The following is a 717-nucleotide window of genomic DNA, read 5'->3' on the forward strand; positions in this document are numbered from 1 at the left end:
AGTCGATGCCGTGGGCGTCGCAGTCGGCTTGGTCGGGCAGGTTGACGTTGGTGTAGAAGTGGTCGACGTCGGCGATGGTGCCGATCCGCCCGACCATCCAGGGGGAGATCATGTGGAAGGCGTGGTAGACGTCCAGGAATCCCGGGCGGGAGTCTTCGACGCCGCGGCGCCAGTGGGTGGGCACGCCGCCCATGACGTAGCAGCCTTGGGCTTTGAACCAGTTGACGACCTCCAGGCAGGGGCCGGGGGCCCAGGGGCGTTTGGGGTCGTTGAAGCCGAAGCCCCAGATGCCGACGACGGGTTTGCCGTTTTGCATGGCGTAGGCGGGTGAGGTGGTGTGGGCTTTCATTTTGTTGAGCCAGTCGGTTTTGATCTCCGGCTGCATGTTCGTCCAGTCGGTGACGTCGTACATGATGTAGTACTTGCGGCCGTTGGCTTCGGCGGCGGTGCGGACTTTGGCGGCCATGGCGTCGCGGGTGGGGCCTTCGCCGCCCATGGGGTTGAAGCGTTGCAGGGCGGCGGTGTCGATGTTGTTCTCGCGCATCCAGCGGAAGTGGGTGTCGACGGTTTGCTGGTCGTAGGAGGAGAACAGGGTGGCGGGCTGGCCGTTGTTGAGGTTGGCGTACGCGGTGGGGTAGGTGTTGGTGTATTCGCGCGTGTCGGGCCAGGCGACGATGGTGGTGTTGGCGGGGGAGGGGGGCTGGGCCATGTTGGCGC

Annotated in this window: 1 protein-coding gene; it reads right to left on the reverse strand. The window is 65.3% G+C overall.

Translation table 11 applies throughout. From position 1 onward, the window contains the following. Window positions 1–717, reverse strand: a 717-nt coding sequence (locus ACW9TB_RS39350; protein ID WP_472753212.1) for a glycoside hydrolase family 71/99 protein, incomplete at both ends; no start/stop codon positions are given.

The organism is Streptosporangium sp. H13245 (assembly GCF_055690525.1).